This is a genomic window from Vibrio sp. 2CM40D (assembly GCF_023161825.1).
Classification (GTDB): domain Bacteria; phylum Pseudomonadota; class Gammaproteobacteria; order Enterobacterales; family Vibrionaceae; genus Vibrio; species Vibrio alginolyticus.
In genome coordinates this window covers 37,338-54,834 of sequence record NZ_JALNTL010000014.1, presented here as the reverse complement: position 1 = coordinate 54,834, position 17,497 = coordinate 37,338, and the positions used below count along the sequence as shown (strand labels likewise).

Below are 17,497 nucleotides of genomic sequence, written 5' to 3'. Positions count from 1 at the left end.
TAAAGGTGGAACTTGTTTTCCACCTTTTCTTTTCTCTAGCCTTTAGGTAAGCCGTATGGGATTTGACTTTAATTACATGTTGGAACTGCTGCCGATATTGCTGAAATATCTTGGCACAACCATGGAAATGGCGACATGGGGATTGGTGTTTTCGCTGATTTTATCCGTCATTTTAGCCAATATTCGCGTATTTAAACTGCCAGTTCTGGATCAATTAAGCCAACTGTACATCAGCTTCTTCCGTGGCACCCCACTGTTGGTTCAGCTTTTCCTGCTTTATTACGGCTTACCGCAAATTTTTCCATTGATGGTCGGTATCGACGCCTTTTCAGCAGCGGTTATCGGTTTAACGCTGCACTTTGCCGCTTATATGGCGGAAAGTATTCGTGCCGCCATTATTGGCATTGATCGCAGCCAAATGGAAGCGAGCTTATCGGTCGGTATGACGACATCCCAAGCAATGCGCCGAGTGATTTTACCTCAAGCAACGCGTGTCGCACTGCCTTCATTGATGAACTATTTCATCGATATGATCAAGTCAACGTCTCTCGCTTTCACGCTTGGTGTGGCCGAAATCATGGCGAAAGCACAGATGGAAGCCTCATCAAGTTTCCGTTTCTTTGAAGCTTTCCTTGCGGTTGCTCTTATTTACTGGGGCGTGGTGGTGATTCTGACTCGCGTACAAATCTGGGCAGAAGCAAAACTGAATAAGGCGTACGTACGATGATTAAGTTAGAAAATATTCACAAACGTTTTGGTGAGACTGAAGTGCTGAAAGGCATCGACCTCGATATTAAGCAAGGTGAGATCATCGTGATTATCGGCTCAAGTGGTACGGGTAAATCAACCTTGCTGCGTACGGTGAACTTTCTAGAACAAGCAGATGAAGGTCGTATCACGATAGATGACATCTCCGTTGATACTCAAAAACACACTAAAGCCGAAGTATTAGCGCTGCGTCGTCGAACTGGCTTTGTGTTCCAAAACTATGCCCTGTTTGCCCACATGAATGCGCGCCAGAACATTGCCGAAGGTCTAGTGACCGTTCGAGGTTGGAAAAAAGCCGATGCTCTCAAACGAGCGCAACAAATTCTGGATGACATCGGCCTTGGGGATAAAGGCGATAGTTATCCAGCGGCATTATCTGGCGGCCAACAACAACGCGTGGGTATCGGCCGAGCGATGGCGCTGCAACCAGAACTGCTGTTGTTTGACGAACCAACTTCTGCGCTGGATCCTGAATGGGTCGGTGAAGTTCTCTCATTAATGAAGAAGTTAGCTAATCAGCATCAAACCATGCTGGTGGTGACGCACGAGATGCAATTCGCGAAAGAAGTCGCTGATAGAGTGATCTTCATGGCGGAAGGCAATATCGTTGAGCAAGGTTCTCCACAGGATATCTTCGATAATCCACAAGATCCTCGTTTGAAAAAATTCCTTAACCAAGTAGGAATAGAGTAACGATCAAGCATCAGGATCGATTGATCCTTGAGATTTTACTCACACTACGTATAATCGCCCGGCCGGAATTTCGTACTCATTGAGTCATTGACACATTATGTGAGTGTGATTACAATTCCGCCTCTTTGTTGAGAGGCGTCGGTTGTCCTTCTCTATATAAAGAGCTTCTTTATATAAGAAAGCAAATACCCACGCCGGGTTTAACAAGAACCTAAAACTACTGATCAGTAAAGGTAATTATCATGAAACGCACTTTTCAACCTACAGTTCTAAAGCGCAAGCGTACTCACGGCTTCCGTGCTCGCATGGCAACTAAGAACGGTCGTAAAGTTATCAACGCACGTCGTGCAAAAGGCCGTGCGCGCCTATCAAAATAATCGCTAGTTTATTTTGAACACGTACGCGTTTAATCGGGAGTTACGTTTGTTAACTCCCGAGCATTATCAAAACGTCTTCCAGCAAGCTCATCGAGCTGGCTCGCCTCATTTCACCATCATTGCTCGCAATAACAAACTTTCTCACCCACGATTAGGTTTAGCGGTTCCCAAAAAGCAAATCAAAACGGCTGTCGGTCGTAACCGATTTAAGCGTTTGGCTCGTGAAAGCTTTCGTAACAATCAACATCAGCTTCCAAACAAAGATTTTGTTGTGATTGCAAAGAAAAGCGCGCAAGATTTAAGCAATGAGGAAATTTTTAAGTTGTTTGATAAGCTATGGCAACGCCTGTCTCGCCCTTCACGTGGATAGCCATTGGGCTCGTTTATCTGTATCGCTGGTTTATCAGCCCTTTGATTGGTCCTCGTTGCCGGTTCACACCAACCTGTTCCACTTACGCGCTAGAAGCTTTGAGAGCTCACGGTTTTGTAAAAGGATGTTGGTTATCAGGCAAACGTCTATTAAAATGCCACCCTTTGAATGAAGGGGGGTATGACCCCGTTCCACCAGTCCAAAAACAAGACAGAGATAACTAACGATGGATTCTCAACGTAATATCCTGCTCATCGGTTTGGCCCTGGTTTCTTTTTTGCTGTTTCAACAATGGCAAGTTGCAAAGAATCCAGAACCTCAAGCAGTTGAACAGGCTCAATCAAGCAGCACTCTACCTGCACCATCTTTTGCTGATGAACTTGACCCAGTTCCTGGTCAACAGCAAGCTTCTGCAAAAACTATCACAGTAACGACTGATGTTTTAACTCTGTCGATCGACACCGTTGGTGGCGATGTGGTACATGCCAACCTTAACGAATACTCTGCTGAGTTAGATTCATCAGATTCCTTTGTTCTGCTTAAAGACGCTCAAGGTCACCAATTTATCGCTCAAAGCGGTCTAGTGGGTCCTCAAGGTATCGACTTGAGCAGCACAAATCGCCCTCACTACAACGTAAGTGCAGACAGCTTCACAATGGCTGACGGTCAAGATGAACTTCGCGTTCCGATGACATTCACTGCAAACGGTATCGAATACACCAAAACTTACATCTTTAAACGCGGCAGCTACGCGCTTAATGTTGAATACGATGTAGTGAACAACTCAGGCAACAACGCAACATTTGGTATGTACGCTCACCTACGTCAAAACCTAATGGACGATGGTGGTAGCATCACAATGCCTACTTACCGTGGTGGCGCATACTCAACAGAAGATACGCGTTACAAGAAGTACAGCTTTGATGATATGCAGGATCGCAACCTGTCTCTTAACCTAGCCGATGGCCAAGGTTGGGCAGCAATGATTCAGCACTACTTTGCCGCAGCTTGGATCCCACGTAACGAACCAGGTACTAACCTATACACTCGTGTAATTGGCAACCTAGGCGACATCGGCGTTCGTATGCCGAACAAAACTATCGCAACAGGCGATCAGGCTAAGTTTGAAGCAACACTTTGGGTTGGTCCAAAACTGCAAGATGAAATGGCAGAAGTGGCACCTAACCTAGACCTAGTAGTGGACTACGGCTGGTTATGGTTCATTGCGAAGCCTCTTCATATGTTGCTTTCATTCATCCAGAGCTTTGTTGGTAACTGGGGTGTGGCAATCATCTGCCTGACCTTCATCGTTCGTGGTGCAATGTACCCACTAACAAAAGCGCAATACACGTCTATGGCGAAAATGCGTATGCTTCAGCCTAAGCTGCAAGCAATGCGTGAGCGTATCGGTGATGACCGTCAGCGCATGAGCCAAGAAATGATGGAACTGTACAAGAAAGAGAAAGTGAACCCACTAGGTGGTTGTTTACCTCTTATCCTACAGATGCCTATCTTCATCGCGCTTTACTGGGCACTAATGGAATCGGTTGAGCTACGTCACTCTCCATTCTTCGGTTGGATTCATGACCTTTCAGCGCAGGACCCTTACTACATCCTGCCTCTACTGATGGGTGCGTCAATGTTCCTAATCCAGAAGATGAGCCCGACAACGGTAACGGATCCAATGCAGCAGAAGATCATGACCTTTATGCCGGTTATGTTTACCTTCTTCTTCTTGTTCTTCCCATCAGGTCTCGTTCTGTACTGGTTGGTGTCAAACATCGTAACGCTTATCCAGCAAACTCTGATCTACAAAGGATTAGAGAAAAAAGGCTTACACAGCAAGTAACCTTTTAGGAAATGATTGAGAAAGGCGGCCAAAAGGTCGCCTTTTTGTTTTTGGCTGATTACAATTCAGCTAATTAATTGTAATGGCTCCCTAGGTATCTTCCCTATAGCCCAGCTCAAAAGGCAAAATTATGACTACAGATACGATTGTCGCTCAAGCGACCGCGCCTGGTCGTGGCGGTGTCGGTATTATTCGTGTTTCTGGCCCTAAAGCCAACCAAGTGGCGTTAGAAGTCACTGGCAAAACACTAAAGCCCCGCTACGCAGAGTACCTGCCGTTTAAGTCAGAAGATGGCACTGTGCTTGATCAGGGCATCGCACTGTACTTCCCTAACCCACACTCATTTACAGGTGAAGACGTACTTGAGCTGCAAGGCCATGGCGGCCCTGTCGTGATGGATATGCTGATAAAACGCATTCTAGGTATAGATGGTATTCGAGCTGCTCGCCCTGGTGAGTTCTCTGAACGCGCATTTCTGAACGATAAACTCGACCTCGCTCAAGCCGAGGCGATCGCAGACCTCATTGATGCCAGTTCTGAAGAAGCAGCAAAATCGGCACTGCAATCCTTACAGGGCGCATTTTCAGGCCGCATTAATACCTTAGTTGAGTCGCTGATTCATTTGCGTATCTATGTTGAAGCAGCCATCGACTTCCCTGAAGAAGAGATCGACTTTTTGGCCGACGGTAAAGTGGCTGGTGACCTACAAGCCATCATCGACAACCTAGATGCGGTGCGCAAAGAAGCTAACCAAGGCGCTATTATGCGTGAGGGGATGAAAGTCGTGATTGCGGGTCGTCCAAATGCGGGCAAATCAAGCCTACTGAACGCGCTATCGGGTAAAGAATCTGCAATCGTAACCGACATCGCAGGAACCACGCGTGATGTACTGCGTGAGCATATCCATATTGATGGCATGCCACTACACATCATTGATACAGCAGGTTTGCGTGATGCTTCCGATGAAGTAGAGAAAATCGGTATCGAACGCGCGTGGGATGAAATAGCCCAAGCAGACCGCGTGTTGTTCATGGTGGATGGCACGACAACCGATGCCACCGATCCGAAAGATATCTGGCCAGATTTTGTGGATCGCCTACCAGACAACATTGGCATAACTGTGATCCGTAATAAAGCGGATCAAACGGGTGAAGATATGGGGATCTGCCACGTCAATAACCCTACTCTTATCCGTTTGTCAGCGAAGACTGGTGCAGGGGTTGAAGCTCTGCGCGATCATCTCAAGGAGTGTATGGGCTTCTCTGGCAACAGTGAAGGTGGGTTTATGGCTCGTCGTCGTCATCTCGATGCATTAGAACGTGCCGCACAGCACCTTCAAATAGGCCAGGAGCAGCTTGAAGGCTATATGGCAGGTGAAATATTGGCTGAAGAGCTACGCATCACCCAACAACATCTCAATGAGATTACCGGTGAGTTCAGTTCTGACGACTTACTGGGACGAATCTTCTCTTCATTCTGTATCGGGAAGTAAATAATCGAACGCGCGGTGCTGAGCTTAACTCACACCGCGTTTCTTTTTGTACGGCAAGCCATCCATGAGCTTTAGCCGTCGCATTCAATAAGGAAGAAGTATGATCCACATTATTACAGGCAGCACGTTAGGTGGCGCAGAATACGTAGGGGATCACCTGAGTGATCTACTCAACGAGAATGGATTTGAAACAACGATCCACAACCAGCCTTCCCTCAGTGATATCGAAAATCAAGGTACGTGGTTGGTGATCACCTCTACACATGGAGCTGGTGAGTATCCTGATAATATCCAACCTTTTATCGCAGCATTACAAAATACACCGCCAAAAATGACTGATGTAAAATTTGCGGTGATTGCGATTGGTGACTCTAGCTACGATACGTTCTGTGCCGCTGGTCAACACGCTTATGATTTATTAGAGGATATTGGTGCAACCCCTCTCGCAGATTGCTTTAAAATCGATGTACTGAGCCATGATGTGCCAGAAGACGCCGCAGAAATGTGGTTAAAAGAGAATATCGAACGTTTTTAAACTCACGACTTTCCCTTCAACAGAGTCGAAATTCGGCTCTGTTTTCTCCCATGTGAATAACTCCCACCAAATTATTTTGTTTAACCGCTCAAAAACCAACCAAACAGACTGTGGATAACTACAATAAGATCCAGTGATTTTCCTTTAGTTATCCCAATAACAACTTTGATCAATTTTACCCCCTGTGTATAACCACCACTTTTGATCCCAGGTAATCCTCGATCTGATCCAATCATGATCACAAGATATGATCCAAAGAAGATCCATGATCTTGTTGATCATTTTTAGGTTATCCACAGAAACGGTCGATCCTAATAGTAGATCTAATAAAAGATCATATATATAGATCTTATATATATTTATCTTGAAGCTTAAAACGGATAAAACGAGAAAACGTTTTTCTCTCTGGCATAAAGCAGGTAAAATACGACTCCTTTATCTGTCCATTAAATCCCTTTGAATACCTGAGGTCAGTTCATGCTTTATCACGAAAACTTTGACGTCATTGTTGTCGGTGGCGGACACGCAGGAACGGAAGCCGCGCTCGCATCTGCACGCACAGGACAAAAAACGCTTCTCCTTACCCATAACATCGATACATTAGGCCAGATGTCTTGTAATCCGGCGATCGGTGGTATTGGTAAAGGTCACTTAGTAAAAGAAGTAGATGCTATGGGCGGTTTGATGGCTGAAGCCATCGACCATGCAGGTATTCAGTTTCGTACACTAAATGCCTCCAAAGGTCCTGCAGTACGAGCAACTCGAGCTCAAGCCGATCGCGCTCTGTACAAAGCGTACGTTCGTAATGCATTAGAAAATGCGCCTAACTTAACGTTGTTCCAGCAATCAGTTGATGATCTGATTGTTGAACAAGATCGCGCAGTTGGTGTGGTAACTCAAATGGGACTTCGCTTCCATGCGAAAGCCGTTGTGCTAACCGTGGGTACCTTCCTTGGTGGTAAGATCCACATAGGTATGGAAAGCTCGTCTGGTGGTCGTGCCGGGGATCCACCATCGATCGCATTAGCGGATCGACTGCGTGAACTGCCGTTCCGTGTGGATCGTTTAAAAACAGGTACTCCACCGCGCATTGATGCTCGTACTGTTGATTTTTCAGTGCTAGAAGCTCAGCACGGTGATAACCCAACGCCTGTATTCTCGTTCATGGGCAAACGTGAACAGCATCCGCGTCAGATTCCATGTTTCATCACCCACACCAATGAACAAACTCACGATGTGATCCGTAGTAACTTGGATCGCAGTCCAATGTACGCAGGTGTGATTGAAGGTATTGGTCCGCGTTACTGTCCGTCTATTGAAGACAAAGTGATGCGTTTCGCTGACAAAAACAGCCACCAAATCTTCATTGAGCCAGAAGGCCTAACCACGCACGAGTTATACCCTAATGGTATCTCGACCAGCTTGCCATTTGATGTGCAAGTACAAATCGTGCGCTCAATGAAAGGGTTTGAAAATGCACACATCGTTCGCCCAGGTTATGCGATTGAATACGATTTCTTCGATCCACGTGATTTGAAGCAAACGTACGAGACGAAGTTCATCCATGGTTTGTTCTTTGCTGGCCAGATTAATGGTACGACTGGCTACGAAGAAGCCGCAGCGCAAGGCTTGATGGCCGGTCTAAACGCAAGCTTGTTTAGCCAAGACAAAGAAGGCTGGAGCCCACGTCGTGACCAAGCTTACATGGGCGTGTTGATTGATGACTTATCGACCATGGGTACCAAAGAGCCGTACCGAATGTTCACTTCTCGTGCGGAATACCGCCTGCTACTTCGTGAAGATAACGCCGATTTACGTTTAACGGAAAAAGCGCGCGAGCTAGGCTTGATTGATGATGTTCGTTGGGCTCGCTTTAACGAGAAAATCAACAATATGGAAACGGAGCGTCAGCGTTTGAAAGCAACGTGGATGAATCCGAAGTCAGAGGGTGTTGATGAGCTGAACAAGCTGCTGAAAACCCCAATGGCCCGTGAAGCGAGTGGTGAGGATCTTCTGCGTCGTCCAGAGATCACTTATTCGCAACTGACGCAACTTGAAGCGTTTGCTCCTGCACTTGAAGATCAGCAAGCGGCTGAGCAAGTTGAAATTCAAGTGAAATACGATGGTTACATCAAGCGTCAGCAGGAAGAGATCGAAAAATCACTGCGTCACGAAAATACCAAGTTACCTGCTGATTTGGATTACCGCGATGTAAAAGGTTTATCAAACGAAGTCGTTGCTAAACTGAGCGAGGCCAAACCAGAGAGCATCGGTATTGCATCACGCATTTCTGGTATTACGCCTGCTGCAATTTCTATTCTACTTGTTCACTTGAAAAAGCATGGTTTGCTGAAGAAAGGTGAGGAAGAATAATGAGCGCATTGCGAACAAAGCTGGATTCACTGATCGCGAAAACCGATTTGGAAGTGTCAGAACAGCAACGAGAGCAGTTAGTTGGTTATGTCGAACTGCTCGACAAATGGAACAAAGCGTACAATTTAACATCGGTACGTGATCCGCTTGATATGTTAGTGAAACATATTCTTGATAGTATCGTTGTAAGCGCACACCTGCCCGGTGAGCGCTTCATTGATGTTGGTACTGGTCCGGGGTTACCGGGCATCCCTTTGGCAATAATGAACCCTGAGAAAACCTTCTTTTTGCTCGACAGTCTTGGCAAACGCATTCGTTTTATCAAGCAAGTCGTGCACACATTAGGGCTGAAAAACGTGACACCAATTCAAAGTCGCGTCGAAGAATTCCAACCTGAAGAAAAATTTGATGGCGTTTTGAGTCGAGCTTTTGCTTCAATGACAGACATGGTGGAATGGTGCCACCATTTGCCGAAACAAGAGCACGGGGTGTTTCTAGCGCTGAAAGGACAGCACCCTAAAGATGAAATGGATCAGCTTCCTGAATGGTGCAGTGTGACAGAGATCATATCTTTGGCTGTTCCTGAGTTGGAAGGTGATCGTCATCTAGTAATCTTATCGCGCAAGGAAAATTAGCGAGGTAATCGTGGGTAAAATTGTAGCAATCGCCAACCAGAAAGGTGGGGTCGGCAAAACAACAACGTGCATTAACTTAGCGGCTTCGATGGCGGCAACAAAGCGCAAGGTTTTGGTGATCGATCTCGACCCGCAAGGCAATGCTACGATGGCCAGTGGCGTGGATAAGTATATGGTCGACGCCACCGCATACGATCTTTTGGTCGAAGATACACCGTTCGATCAAGTCGTTTGTACCCAAACAACAGGGAAGTATGATTTGATCGCGGCGAACGGAGACGTAACCGCGGCAGAAATCAAATTGATGGAAGTTTTCGCTCGTGAAGTGCGTCTAAAAAATGCATTGTCGTCAGTTCGCGATAACTATGATTTCATCTTTATTGATTGTCCTCCTTCTCTAAACCTTCTTACAATCAATGCGATGGCGGCAGCTGACTCTGTGTTGGTGCCGATGCAATGTGAATACTTTGCGTTAGAAGGTTTAACTGCTCTTATGGATACAATCAGCAAGTTAGCGGCTGTTGTGAATGAAAACCTCAAAATCGAAGGTTTATTGCGTACCATGTACGACCCACGCAACCGCTTATCGAATGAAGTATCCGATCAACTTAAGAAACACTTTGGGAATAAAGTTTACCGTACTGTCATTCCGCGTAATGTTCGTTTGGCTGAAGCACCAAGTCACGGTAAGCCTGCAATGTACTACGATAAGTACTCCGCAGGTGCCAAAGCGTATCTTGCTCTAGCGGGCGAAATGCTCCGCCGCGAAGAAATCCCAGTTTAACTCTAACCTAAGGAATTCAATCCCATGTCTAAGCGTGGTCTCGGAAAAGGACTGGATGCGTTATTGTCGACCAGTTCGTTTGCTCGTGAAAAACAGCATATTGCATCGCATAGCCAAGAATTATCGGCAGACGGTGAGTTAACCGATTTAGCGATTGGTCAATTGCAGCCGGGCGTATACCAACCGCGTAAAGATATGGCGCCTGAAGCGCTAGAAGAACTAGCGGCTTCGATTCAATCACAAGGCATTATTCAACCAATCGTGGTTCGCCAGGTCGAAAATGGTCAGTTTGAGATCATCGCAGGTGAACGCCGCTGGCGTGCTGCAAGGCAGGCGGGTTTAAAACGCGTGCCGTGTTTGGTGAAAAAAGTTGAAGATCGTGCCGCCATCGCCATGGCGTTGATTGAAAACATTCAACGTGAAGACTTGAATGTGATTGAGGAAGCCCAAGCGCTTGAGCGTCTACAAGATGAATTCACGCTGACACATCAGCAAGTGGCCGATGTGATTGGTAAATCAAGAACGACGGTGAGCAACCTATTACGTCTGAATCAGTTGGAAGTTGATGTAAAAGGTCTGGTTGCAGATAAAAAATTGGAAATGGGTCATGCTCGAGCTCTGTTAGCGTTAGAAGGCGAACAGCAAGTCGAAGTAGCTCAACAAGTGGCTAAGAAGCAAATGACTGTTCGCCAAACCGAACAGTTAGTAAAAAAGTGCTTAGCCCCACAAAATGAGCAAAAAGGGCAACAAGAGGATACCGAAGCCGAGCAAATGTCGCATAAATTGAGTCAGCTGCTTGATGCAAAAGTTTCTCTTACCCGTTCTGCAAACGGAAAAGCGAAATTGACGATAAGTCTTGATGAGCCTCACAAATTGGACCAACTAATTGCCAAGCTTGAGGCCTAGATGAGATAATTGATTTAGGTCAATTAATCTAATTAATCGAATTTTGTGCGAAAGTTGTCGTTTTGTAAACAAAACTGTAAGTTTTTGATGCAATCGAATTGCTTTACGTTGAACTGAACGTATAATTTTCGCCAATTTCCCAGCACAGAGAGTTAAGTGCGAAGTGGATATTACTAGAGGTACGAATACATGGTAGCTGCGTTAGCTAGACCAGGACGAGAGCTCGCAAGGCAATTGTTAATGATCCAGTCTGGCGCGGTTATTTTTGTGGCAGCAGGAATGGCGGTAGCCATAAATCCTGACTGGGGATTTTCAGCGCTGATTGGCGGAGGCATTTTTGTTGTTGCCAATGCAGTATTCGCGCTGTGTGCTTTCATGTTTAGTGGAGCTCGCGCTGCCAAGCGCATCGCTGCTTCCTTCTATACGGGTGAAGTACTGAAAATTCTCATCACGGTTGCACTGTTCTATGTTGCCTACATGTATATGCAGGTGGAACTTGTTCCCCTCAAACTAACCTATTTGCTGGTACTAGGTATTAATATCTGTGCACCAGTGCTATTCATTAACAACAAAAAATAGGATGAGTTATGGCTGCGCCAGGTGAAGCGCTAACATCGTCCGGTTACATTGCCCACCACCTTTCTAACCTATCGCTATACAAGTTGGGTTTAGTAGGGTCGGAGACAAGTTTCTGGAACGTACATATCGATAGCCTGTTTTTTTCTTGGTTTACTGGTTTAATCTTCCTCGGAATTTTTTACAAAGTAGCAAAGAGAACAACAGCGGGTGTACCGGGTAAGCTTCAGTGTGCTGTAGAAATGATCGTTGAATTTGTCGCCGATAACGTCAAAGACACGTTCCATGGACGCAACCCACTGATCGCGCCTTTAGCACTGACTATCTTTTGTTGGGTATTTTTGATGAACGTGATGGACTTAGTTCCTATCGACTTCTTACCATACCCAGCAGAGCATTGGCTAGGTATTCCTTACCTTAAGGTTGTACCGTCTGCTGATGTGAATATCACCATGGCTATGGCTCTAGGCGTTTTTGCATTGATGATTTACTACAGCATCAAAGTAAAAGGTCTAGGTGGATTCGCAAAAGAACTTGCACTACATCCATTCAATCACCCACTGATGATTCCGTTTAACCTACTAATTGAAGTGGTATCGCTATTAGCGAAACCTCTATCACTTGGTATGCGTCTATTCGGTAACATGTTCGCGGGTGAGGTTGTATTCATTCTTTGTGCGGCAATGCTACCATGGTACTTACAATGGATGGGTTCACTACCGTGGGCAATCTTCCATATCTTGGTTATTACGATTCAAGCCTTCGTATTCATGATGTTGACAATTGTTTACCTGTCAATGGCACACGAAGATCCTGATCATTAATTTTTTTAAAGCTTTTTATTTGGGCACTAAGCCAACAACTATAAATTGGAGATAGTAATGGAAACTTTACTGAGCTTTTCTGCAATCGCCGTAGGTATTATCGTCGGTCTTGCTTCTCTTGGTACAGCGATTGGTTTCGCACTGCTAGGTGGTAAATTCCTAGAAGGTGCTGCACGTCAACCAGAAATGGCTCCTATGCTACAAGTTAAGATGTTCATCATCGCGGGTCTACTTGATGCGGTTCCAATGATCGGTATCGTAATCGCGCTACTATTCACTTTCGCAAACCCATTCGTTGGTCAACTAGGTTAATCACCTTTAACTCGGGACGGGCGATTATCGCTTGTCACTGATTAACACTAAGTCCAAATAGAGGGGTAGCTGTTGTGAACATAAACGCAACTCTGCTAGGTCAAGCAATCTCGTTCGCACTATTTGTGTGGTTCTGCATGAAGTATGTATGGCCACCATTGATGCAAGCGATCGAAGAGCGTCAGAAGAAAATTGCTGATGGTCTTCAAGCAGCAGAACGTGCTGCGAAAGACTTGGATCTAGCACAAGCCAACGCTTCTGATCAATTGAAAGAAGCGAAGCGCACAGCAACTGAGATCATCGAACAAGCGAACAAGCGTAAGTCTCAAATTCTTGATGAAGCTCGCGAGGAAGCTCAGGCAGAACGCCAGAAAATCCTAGCGCAAGCAGAAGCAGAACTTGAAGCTGAACGCAATCGTGCACGCGATGAGCTGCGCAAACAAGTTGCTACTCTGGCTGTAGCTGGTGCTGAGAAAATCCTTGAGCGTTCTATCGATAAAGATGCGCAAAAAGATATTCTCGACAACATTACTGCAAAACTTTAAGTCTGGGGGCGCATATGTCTGATTTGACTACTATCGCACGCCCCTATGCTAAAGCAGCCTTCGACTTTGCTTTAGAGAAAGACCAGTTGGACCAATGGGGCCAAATGTTATCTTTTGCTGCTGAAGTGGCCAAAAACGAACAAATGAACGAACTACTAACGGGTTCGGTTTCTGCTGACAAAATGGCAGAAATTTTTGTTGCAGTTTGCGGCGAACAAGTTGATGCGCACGGTCAAAACCTTTTGAAGGTAATGGCTGAGAATGGTCGTTTAGCGGCCCTTCCTGATGTTTGCACGGAGTTTTTTACTCTGAAAAAAGAACATGAGAAAGAAATTGATGTTGAAGTAATTTCAGCAACAGAGCTTTCTGATGAACAACTTGCAAACATTGGCAGCAAACTTGAAAAGCGTCTTGAACGCAAAGTGAAGCTGAATTGCAGTGTAGATGAGACCCTACTTGGTGGGGTTATTATTCGAGCCGGAGACCTAGTCATCGATGACTCAGCGCGTGGTCGTTTGAACCGCCTGAGCGATGCATTGCAGTCTTAATGGGGATTGGAGCATGCAACTTAATTCCACGGAAATTAGCGATCTGATCAAACAACGTATCGAATCTTTCGAAGTTGTTAGTGAAGCTCGCAACGAGGGTACTATCGTATCGGTAAGCGATGGTATCATCCGCATCCACGGCCTAGCGGACGTGATGCAAGGTGAAATGATTGAATTACCGGGTGGCCGTTATGCACTGGCACTTAACCTTGAGCGTGACTCGGTTGGTGCGGTTGTAATGGGCCCATATGCTGACCTTAAGGAAGGCATGAAAGTTACAGGTACTGGCCGCATTCTTGAAGTGCCAGTTGGTCCAGAACTACTAGGCCGCGTAGTAAACACGCTGGGTGAGCCTATCGATGGTAAAGGTCCAATCGAAGCGAAAATGACTTCGCCTGTAGAAGTGATCGCACCAGGTGTAATCGACCGTAAATCGGTAGACCAACCTGTGCAAACTGGTTATAAGTCAGTTGACTCAATGATCCCAATCGGTCGTGGTCAGCGTGAGCTTATCATCGGTGACCGTCAGATTGGTAAAACAGCACTGGCGATCGACGCGATCATCAACCAGAAAGACTCTGGTATTTTCTCTATCTACGTAGCAATCGGTCAGAAAGCATCGACTATCGCTAACGTTGTTCGCAAACTAGAAGAGCACGGCGCACTACAAAATACTATCGTTGTAGTTGCATCAGCTTCTGAATCTGCAGCGCTTCAATACCTAGCGCCTTACGCAGGTTGTGCGATGGGTGAATACTTCCGCGATCGCGGTGAAGACGCACTGATTGTTTACGATGATCTATCTAAGCAAGCGGTAGCTTACCGTCAGATCTCTCTACTACTTAAACGTCCACCAGGCCGTGAGGCATTCCCAGGTGACGTATTCTACTTACACTCGCGTCTACTAGAGCGTGCAGCTCGTGTAAACGAAGAGTACGTAGAGCGTTTCACTAACGGTGAAGTGAAAGGTAAGACTGGTTCTTTGACTGCTCTTCCTATCATCGAAACTCAAGCAGGTGACGTTTCAGCATTCGTACCGACTAACGTAATCTCGATTACCGATGGTCAGATCTTCCTACAAACTGAGCTATTCAACGCTGGTGTTCGTCCTGCTGTTGACCCTGGTATCTCAGTATCTCGTGTAGGTGGTTCAGCTCAGACGAAAATCATCAAGAAACTATCAGGTGGTATCCGTACAGCACTAGCTGCATACCGTGAACTGGCGGCATTTGCTCAGTTCTCTTCTGACCTTGATGACGCAACGAAGAAACAGCTAGACCATGGTCAAAAAGTTACAGAACTAATGAAGCAGAAGCAGTACGCTCCAATGTCTGTATTTGACCAAGCTCTAACTATCTTCGCGGCAGAGCGCGGTTACCTTGATGATGTAGAACTTAACAAAGTTCTAGATTTCGAGGCGGCTCTACTATCGTACGCTCGCGGTCAATACGCTGAACTAGCAGCTGAGATCGACAAGTCTGGCGCTTACAACGATGAAATCGAAGCTCAGTTGAAGAAACTGACTGACGACTTCAAAGCAACCCAAACTTGGTAATTAGGTCGGTGGCAGTTTCTGCCACCAACTAACGGAGAGTAACGATGGCCGGCGCAAAAGAGATACGTAATAAAATCGGTAGTGTTAAAAGCACTCAGAAAATTACGAAAGCGATGGAAATGGTAGCAGCTTCAAAAATGCGTCGTTCTCAAGATGCAATGGAAGCTTCTCGTCCATACGCTGAAACAATGCGTAAAGTGATCGGTCATGTGGCTAACGCAAACCTAGAGTACCGTCATCCGTACCTAGAAGAGCGTGAAGCTAAACGTGTTGGTTACATCATCGTTTCGACAGACCGTGGTCTGTGTGGTGGTTTGAACATTAACGTGTTCAAAAAAGCCGTTACAGACATGCAAGCATGGAGAGAGAAAGGTGCTGAGATTGAGCTAGCCGTTGTTGGCTCAAAAGCAACAGCTTTCTTTAAACATGGTGGCGCAAAAGTTGCGGCACAGGTTTCTGGTCTTGGAGATAATCCAAGCCTACAAGACCTAATCGGCTCTGTTGGCGTAATGCTGAAGAAATACGATGAAGGTGAACTGGACCGTCTATATGTAGTATTCAACAAGTTTGTAAATACTATGGTTCAGCAACCAACGATCGATCAATTGCTACCTTTGCCTAAATCGGACAGCGAAGAGATGCAGCGTGAGCATTCATGGGACTACATCTATGAGCCTGAACCAAAACCTCTACTGGATACGCTATTAGTGCGTTACGTAGAGTCTCAGGTATACCAAGGTGTGGTTGAGAACCTTGCTTGTGAGCAAGCGGCTCGAATGATTGCGATGAAGGCTGCAACGGATAACGCAACCAGTTTGATTGACGATTTGGAACTTGTGTACAACAAAGCCCGTCAGGCTGCGATTACACAAGAACTATCAGAAATCGTTGGTGGTGCAGCTGCGGTTTAAGCTTAGGTAAAACGAAATAGTTTAGAGGATTAACGATGGCTACAGGTAAGATCGTACAGATCATCGGTGCGGTAGTCGACGTAGAGTTCCCACAGAGCAATGTACCTAGTGTATATGACGCTCTAAACGTAACGGACTCAAAAGAGCGTCTAGTTCTTGAAGTTCAACAACAGCTAGGCGGTGGCGTAGTTCGTTGTATCGTAATGGGTAGCTCTGATGGTTTACGTCGTGGAGTAGAAGTGGTTAACACTGGCGCTCCAATTTCAGTACCAGTAGGTACTAAAACTCTAGGTCGTATCATGAACGTCCTAGGTGACGCGATTGACGAGCGTGGTGAAGTGGGTGCGGAAGAGGTTTACTCTATCCACCGTAGTGCACCAAGCTACGAAGAGCAATCAAACGAAATTGCACTTCTAGAAACGGGCGTTAAAGTAATCGACCTAATTTGTCCATTCGCTAAGGGTGGTAAAATCGGTCTATTCGGTGGTGCAGGTGTAGGTAAGACCGTTAACATGATGGAACTTATCAACAACATCGCACTACAGCACTCAGGTCTATCAGTATTTGCTGGTGTTGGTGAGCGTACTCGTGAAGGTAACGATTTCTACTACGAGATGCAGGAAGCGGGCGTTGTAAACGTTGAGAAGCCTGAAGAATCAAAAGTAGCGATGGTTTACGGTCAGATGAACGAGCCACCAGGTAACCGTCTACGTGTTGCACTGACTGGTCTAACAATGGCAGAGCGTTTCCGTGACGAAGGTCGTGACGTACTACTGTTCATTGATAACATCTACCGTTACACACTTGCAGGTACAGAGGTATCAGCACTACTAGGTCGTATGCCTTCTGCGGTAGGTTACCAGCCAACTCTTGCAGAAGAGATGGGTGTACTCCAGGAGCGTATCACGTCAACGAAATCAGGTTCTATCACGTCTGTACAGGCGGTATACGTACCAGCGGATGACTTGACTGACCCGTCTCCAGCAACAACGTTCGCGCACTTGGATGCAACGGTTGTACTTAACCGTAACATCGCTGCAATGGGTCTATACCCTGCGATCGACCCGCTAGATTCAACATCTCGTATGCTTGATCCACTAGTCGTTGGTCAAGATCACTACGAAGTTGCTCGTGGTGTTCAGCAGACTCTTCAGCGCTACAAAGAGCTGAAAGATATCATTGCTATCCTAGGTATGGACGAGCTATCTGAAGAAGATAAGCAAGTTGTATCTCGTGCACGTAAGATTGAGCGTTTCCTAACTCAGCCTTACCACGTAGCAGAAGTATTTACAGGTGACCCTGGTATTTACGTACCTCTAAAAGAGACTCTACGTGGCTTTAAAGGCCTACTAGCTGGTGAATACGACGACATTCCTGAGCAGGCATTTATGTACTGCGGTAGCATCGACGATGCTATTGAGAATGCGAAGAAGCTATAAGGCTA

The 17,497-nt window shown here is 46.0% G+C and carries 20 protein-coding genes; all 20 read left to right on the top strand.

The window, feature by feature from the left end; all coding sequences use genetic code 11:
- Nucleotides 1-55: 55 nt before the first annotated feature.
- Nucleotides 56-727, top strand: a complete 672-nt coding sequence (locus MTF70_RS22110; RefSeq protein WP_005378829.1) for an amino acid ABC transporter permease — start codon at nt 56-58, stop codon at nt 725-727.
- Nucleotides 724-1,461: an amino acid ABC transporter ATP-binding protein gene (locus tag MTF70_RS22105; protein ID WP_005378827.1), complete on the top strand. Its 738-nt coding sequence runs from the start codon at nt 724-726 to the stop codon at nt 1,459-1,461. The genes MTF70_RS22110 and MTF70_RS22105 overlap by 4 nt, the downstream gene beginning before the upstream one ends.
- Nucleotides 1,462-1,703: 242 nt before the next feature.
- Nucleotides 1,704-1,838 carry a 50S ribosomal protein L34 gene (rpmH, locus tag MTF70_RS22100; protein WP_005378825.1) on the top strand — a complete coding sequence of 45 codons (135 nt, stop codon included), beginning with the start codon at nt 1,704-1,706 and terminating at the stop codon, nt 1,836-1,838.
- A gap of 46 nt (nt 1,839-1,884) precedes the next feature.
- Nucleotides 1,885-2,208 carry a ribonuclease P protein component gene (gene rnpA / locus MTF70_RS22095; RefSeq protein ID WP_005394102.1) on the top strand — a complete coding sequence of 108 codons (324 nt, stop codon included), beginning with the start codon at nt 1,885-1,887 and terminating at the stop codon, nt 2,206-2,208.
- Nucleotides 2,175-2,432 carry a membrane protein insertion efficiency factor YidD gene (yidD, locus tag MTF70_RS22090; protein ID WP_005378822.1) on the top strand — a complete coding sequence of 86 codons (258 nt, stop codon included), beginning with the start codon at nt 2,175-2,177 and terminating at the stop codon, nt 2,430-2,432. Before rnpA ends, yidD begins: the two co-directional genes overlap by 34 nt.
- 2 nt (nt 2,433-2,434) lie before the next feature.
- Complete coding sequence (yidC, locus tag MTF70_RS22085; RefSeq protein WP_005383834.1) at nt 2,435-4,057, top strand: membrane protein insertase YidC; 1,623 nt, start codon at nt 2,435-2,437, stop codon at nt 4,055-4,057.
- 130 nt (nt 4,058-4,187) lie between these two features.
- Nucleotides 4,188-5,549, top strand: a complete 1,362-nt coding sequence (mnmE, locus tag MTF70_RS22080; protein WP_005383836.1) for a tRNA uridine-5-carboxymethylaminomethyl(34) synthesis GTPase MnmE — start codon at nt 4,188-4,190, stop codon at nt 5,547-5,549.
- 100 nt (nt 5,550-5,649) lie between these two features.
- Nucleotides 5,650-6,084, top strand: coding sequence for an FMN-binding protein MioC (gene mioC / locus MTF70_RS22075; protein WP_005378900.1), 435 nt, complete (start codon nt 5,650-5,652; stop codon nt 6,082-6,084).
- Between the two features lie 477 nt (nt 6,085-6,561).
- Nucleotides 6,562-8,457, top strand: coding sequence for a tRNA uridine-5-carboxymethylaminomethyl(34) synthesis enzyme MnmG (mnmG, locus tag MTF70_RS22070; RefSeq protein WP_005378901.1), 1,896 nt, complete (start codon nt 6,562-6,564; stop codon nt 8,455-8,457).
- A complete protein-coding gene (gene rsmG / locus MTF70_RS22065; protein WP_005378902.1) occupies nt 8,457-9,092 on the top strand; it encodes a 16S rRNA (guanine(527)-N(7))-methyltransferase RsmG in 636 nt (211 codons plus the stop codon). Before mnmG ends, rsmG begins: the two co-directional genes overlap by 1 nt.
- A 10-nt stretch (nt 9,093-9,102) precedes the next feature.
- Nucleotides 9,103-9,876, top strand: coding sequence for a ParA family protein (locus MTF70_RS22060; RefSeq protein ID WP_005383838.1), 774 nt, complete (start codon nt 9,103-9,105; stop codon nt 9,874-9,876).
- A gap of 24 nt (nt 9,877-9,900) precedes the next feature.
- Nucleotides 9,901-10,782: a ParB/RepB/Spo0J family partition protein gene (locus tag MTF70_RS22055; RefSeq protein WP_005383840.1), complete on the top strand. Its 882-nt coding sequence runs from the start codon at nt 9,901-9,903 to the stop codon at nt 10,780-10,782.
- Nucleotides 10,783-10,971: 189 nt separating this feature from the next.
- A complete protein-coding gene (locus MTF70_RS22050) occupies nt 10,972-11,361 on the top strand; it encodes a F0F1 ATP synthase subunit I (protein WP_005378921.1) in 390 nt (129 codons plus the stop codon).
- Between the two features lie 8 nt (nt 11,362-11,369).
- Nucleotides 11,370-12,182, top strand: coding sequence for a F0F1 ATP synthase subunit A (gene atpB, locus MTF70_RS22045; RefSeq protein ID WP_005378922.1), 813 nt, complete (start codon nt 11,370-11,372; stop codon nt 12,180-12,182).
- A 57-nt stretch (nt 12,183-12,239) separates the two neighbouring features.
- The gene (gene atpE / locus MTF70_RS22040) at nt 12,240-12,494 is read left to right on the top strand and encodes a F0F1 ATP synthase subunit C (protein WP_002540812.1); all 255 of its coding nucleotides are present in this window, start codon (nt 12,240-12,242) and stop codon (nt 12,492-12,494) included.
- Nucleotides 12,495-12,568: 74 nt separating this feature from the next.
- Entirely contained in the window at nt 12,569-13,039 is a 471-nt protein-coding gene (gene atpF / locus MTF70_RS22035) for a F0F1 ATP synthase subunit B (protein WP_005378929.1), read from the top strand.
- Nucleotides 13,040-13,053: 14 nt separating this feature from the next.
- Entirely contained in the window at nt 13,054-13,587 is a 534-nt protein-coding gene (gene atpH / locus MTF70_RS22030; protein ID WP_017635596.1) for a F0F1 ATP synthase subunit delta, read from the top strand.
- Between the two features lie 13 nt (nt 13,588-13,600).
- Nucleotides 13,601-15,142 (top strand): F0F1 ATP synthase subunit alpha, encoded by a 1,542-nt coding sequence (atpA, locus tag MTF70_RS22025; RefSeq protein WP_005378931.1) that lies wholly within the window; start codon nt 13,601-13,603, stop codon nt 15,140-15,142.
- Between the two features lie 44 nt (nt 15,143-15,186).
- Entirely contained in the window at nt 15,187-16,053 is an 867-nt protein-coding gene (gene atpG, locus MTF70_RS22020) for a F0F1 ATP synthase subunit gamma (protein WP_005378932.1), read from the top strand.
- 35 nt (nt 16,054-16,088) lie between these two features.
- Nucleotides 16,089-17,492 (top strand): F0F1 ATP synthase subunit beta, encoded by a 1,404-nt coding sequence (atpD, locus tag MTF70_RS22015; RefSeq protein ID WP_005383849.1) that lies wholly within the window; start codon nt 16,089-16,091, stop codon nt 17,490-17,492.
- Nucleotides 17,493-17,497: the final 5 nt, after the last annotated feature.

Coding starts and splice junctions, on each gene's coding strand:
- atpB (WP_005378922.1), top strand. CDS start 11,370: ATGGCTGCGCCAGGTGAAGCGCTAACATCGTCCGGTTACATTGCCCAC.
- mioC (WP_005378900.1), top strand. CDS start 5,650: ATGATCCACATTATTACAGGCAGCACGTTAGGTGGCGCAGAATACGTA.
- rpmH (WP_005378825.1), top strand. CDS start 1,704: ATGAAACGCACTTTTCAACCTACAGTTCTAAAGCGCAAGCGTACTCAC.
- MTF70_RS22110 (WP_005378829.1), top strand. CDS start 56: ATGGGATTTGACTTTAATTACATGTTGGAACTGCTGCCGATATTGCTG.
- MTF70_RS22050 (WP_005378921.1), top strand. CDS start 10,972: ATGGTAGCTGCGTTAGCTAGACCAGGACGAGAGCTCGCAAGGCAATTG.
- atpE (WP_002540812.1), top strand. CDS start 12,240: ATGGAAACTTTACTGAGCTTTTCTGCAATCGCCGTAGGTATTATCGTC.
- atpA (WP_005378931.1), top strand. CDS start 13,601: ATGCAACTTAATTCCACGGAAATTAGCGATCTGATCAAACAACGTATC.
- mnmG (WP_005378901.1), top strand. CDS start 6,562: ATGCTTTATCACGAAAACTTTGACGTCATTGTTGTCGGTGGCGGACAC.
- atpH (WP_017635596.1), top strand. CDS start 13,054: ATGTCTGATTTGACTACTATCGCACGCCCCTATGCTAAAGCAGCCTTC.
- yidD (WP_005378822.1), top strand. CDS start 2,175: ATGGCAACGCCTGTCTCGCCCTTCACGTGGATAGCCATTGGGCTCGTT.
- yidC (WP_005383834.1), top strand. CDS start 2,435: ATGGATTCTCAACGTAATATCCTGCTCATCGGTTTGGCCCTGGTTTCT.
- MTF70_RS22055 (WP_005383840.1), top strand. CDS start 9,901: ATGTCTAAGCGTGGTCTCGGAAAAGGACTGGATGCGTTATTGTCGACC.
- MTF70_RS22105 (WP_005378827.1), top strand. CDS start 724: ATGATTAAGTTAGAAAATATTCACAAACGTTTTGGTGAGACTGAAGTG.
- rsmG (WP_005378902.1), top strand. CDS start 8,457: ATGAGCGCATTGCGAACAAAGCTGGATTCACTGATCGCGAAAACCGAT.
- mnmE (WP_005383836.1), top strand. CDS start 4,188: ATGACTACAGATACGATTGTCGCTCAAGCGACCGCGCCTGGTCGTGGC.
- atpD (WP_005383849.1), top strand. CDS start 16,089: ATGGCTACAGGTAAGATCGTACAGATCATCGGTGCGGTAGTCGACGTA.
- atpG (WP_005378932.1), top strand. CDS start 15,187: ATGGCCGGCGCAAAAGAGATACGTAATAAAATCGGTAGTGTTAAAAGC.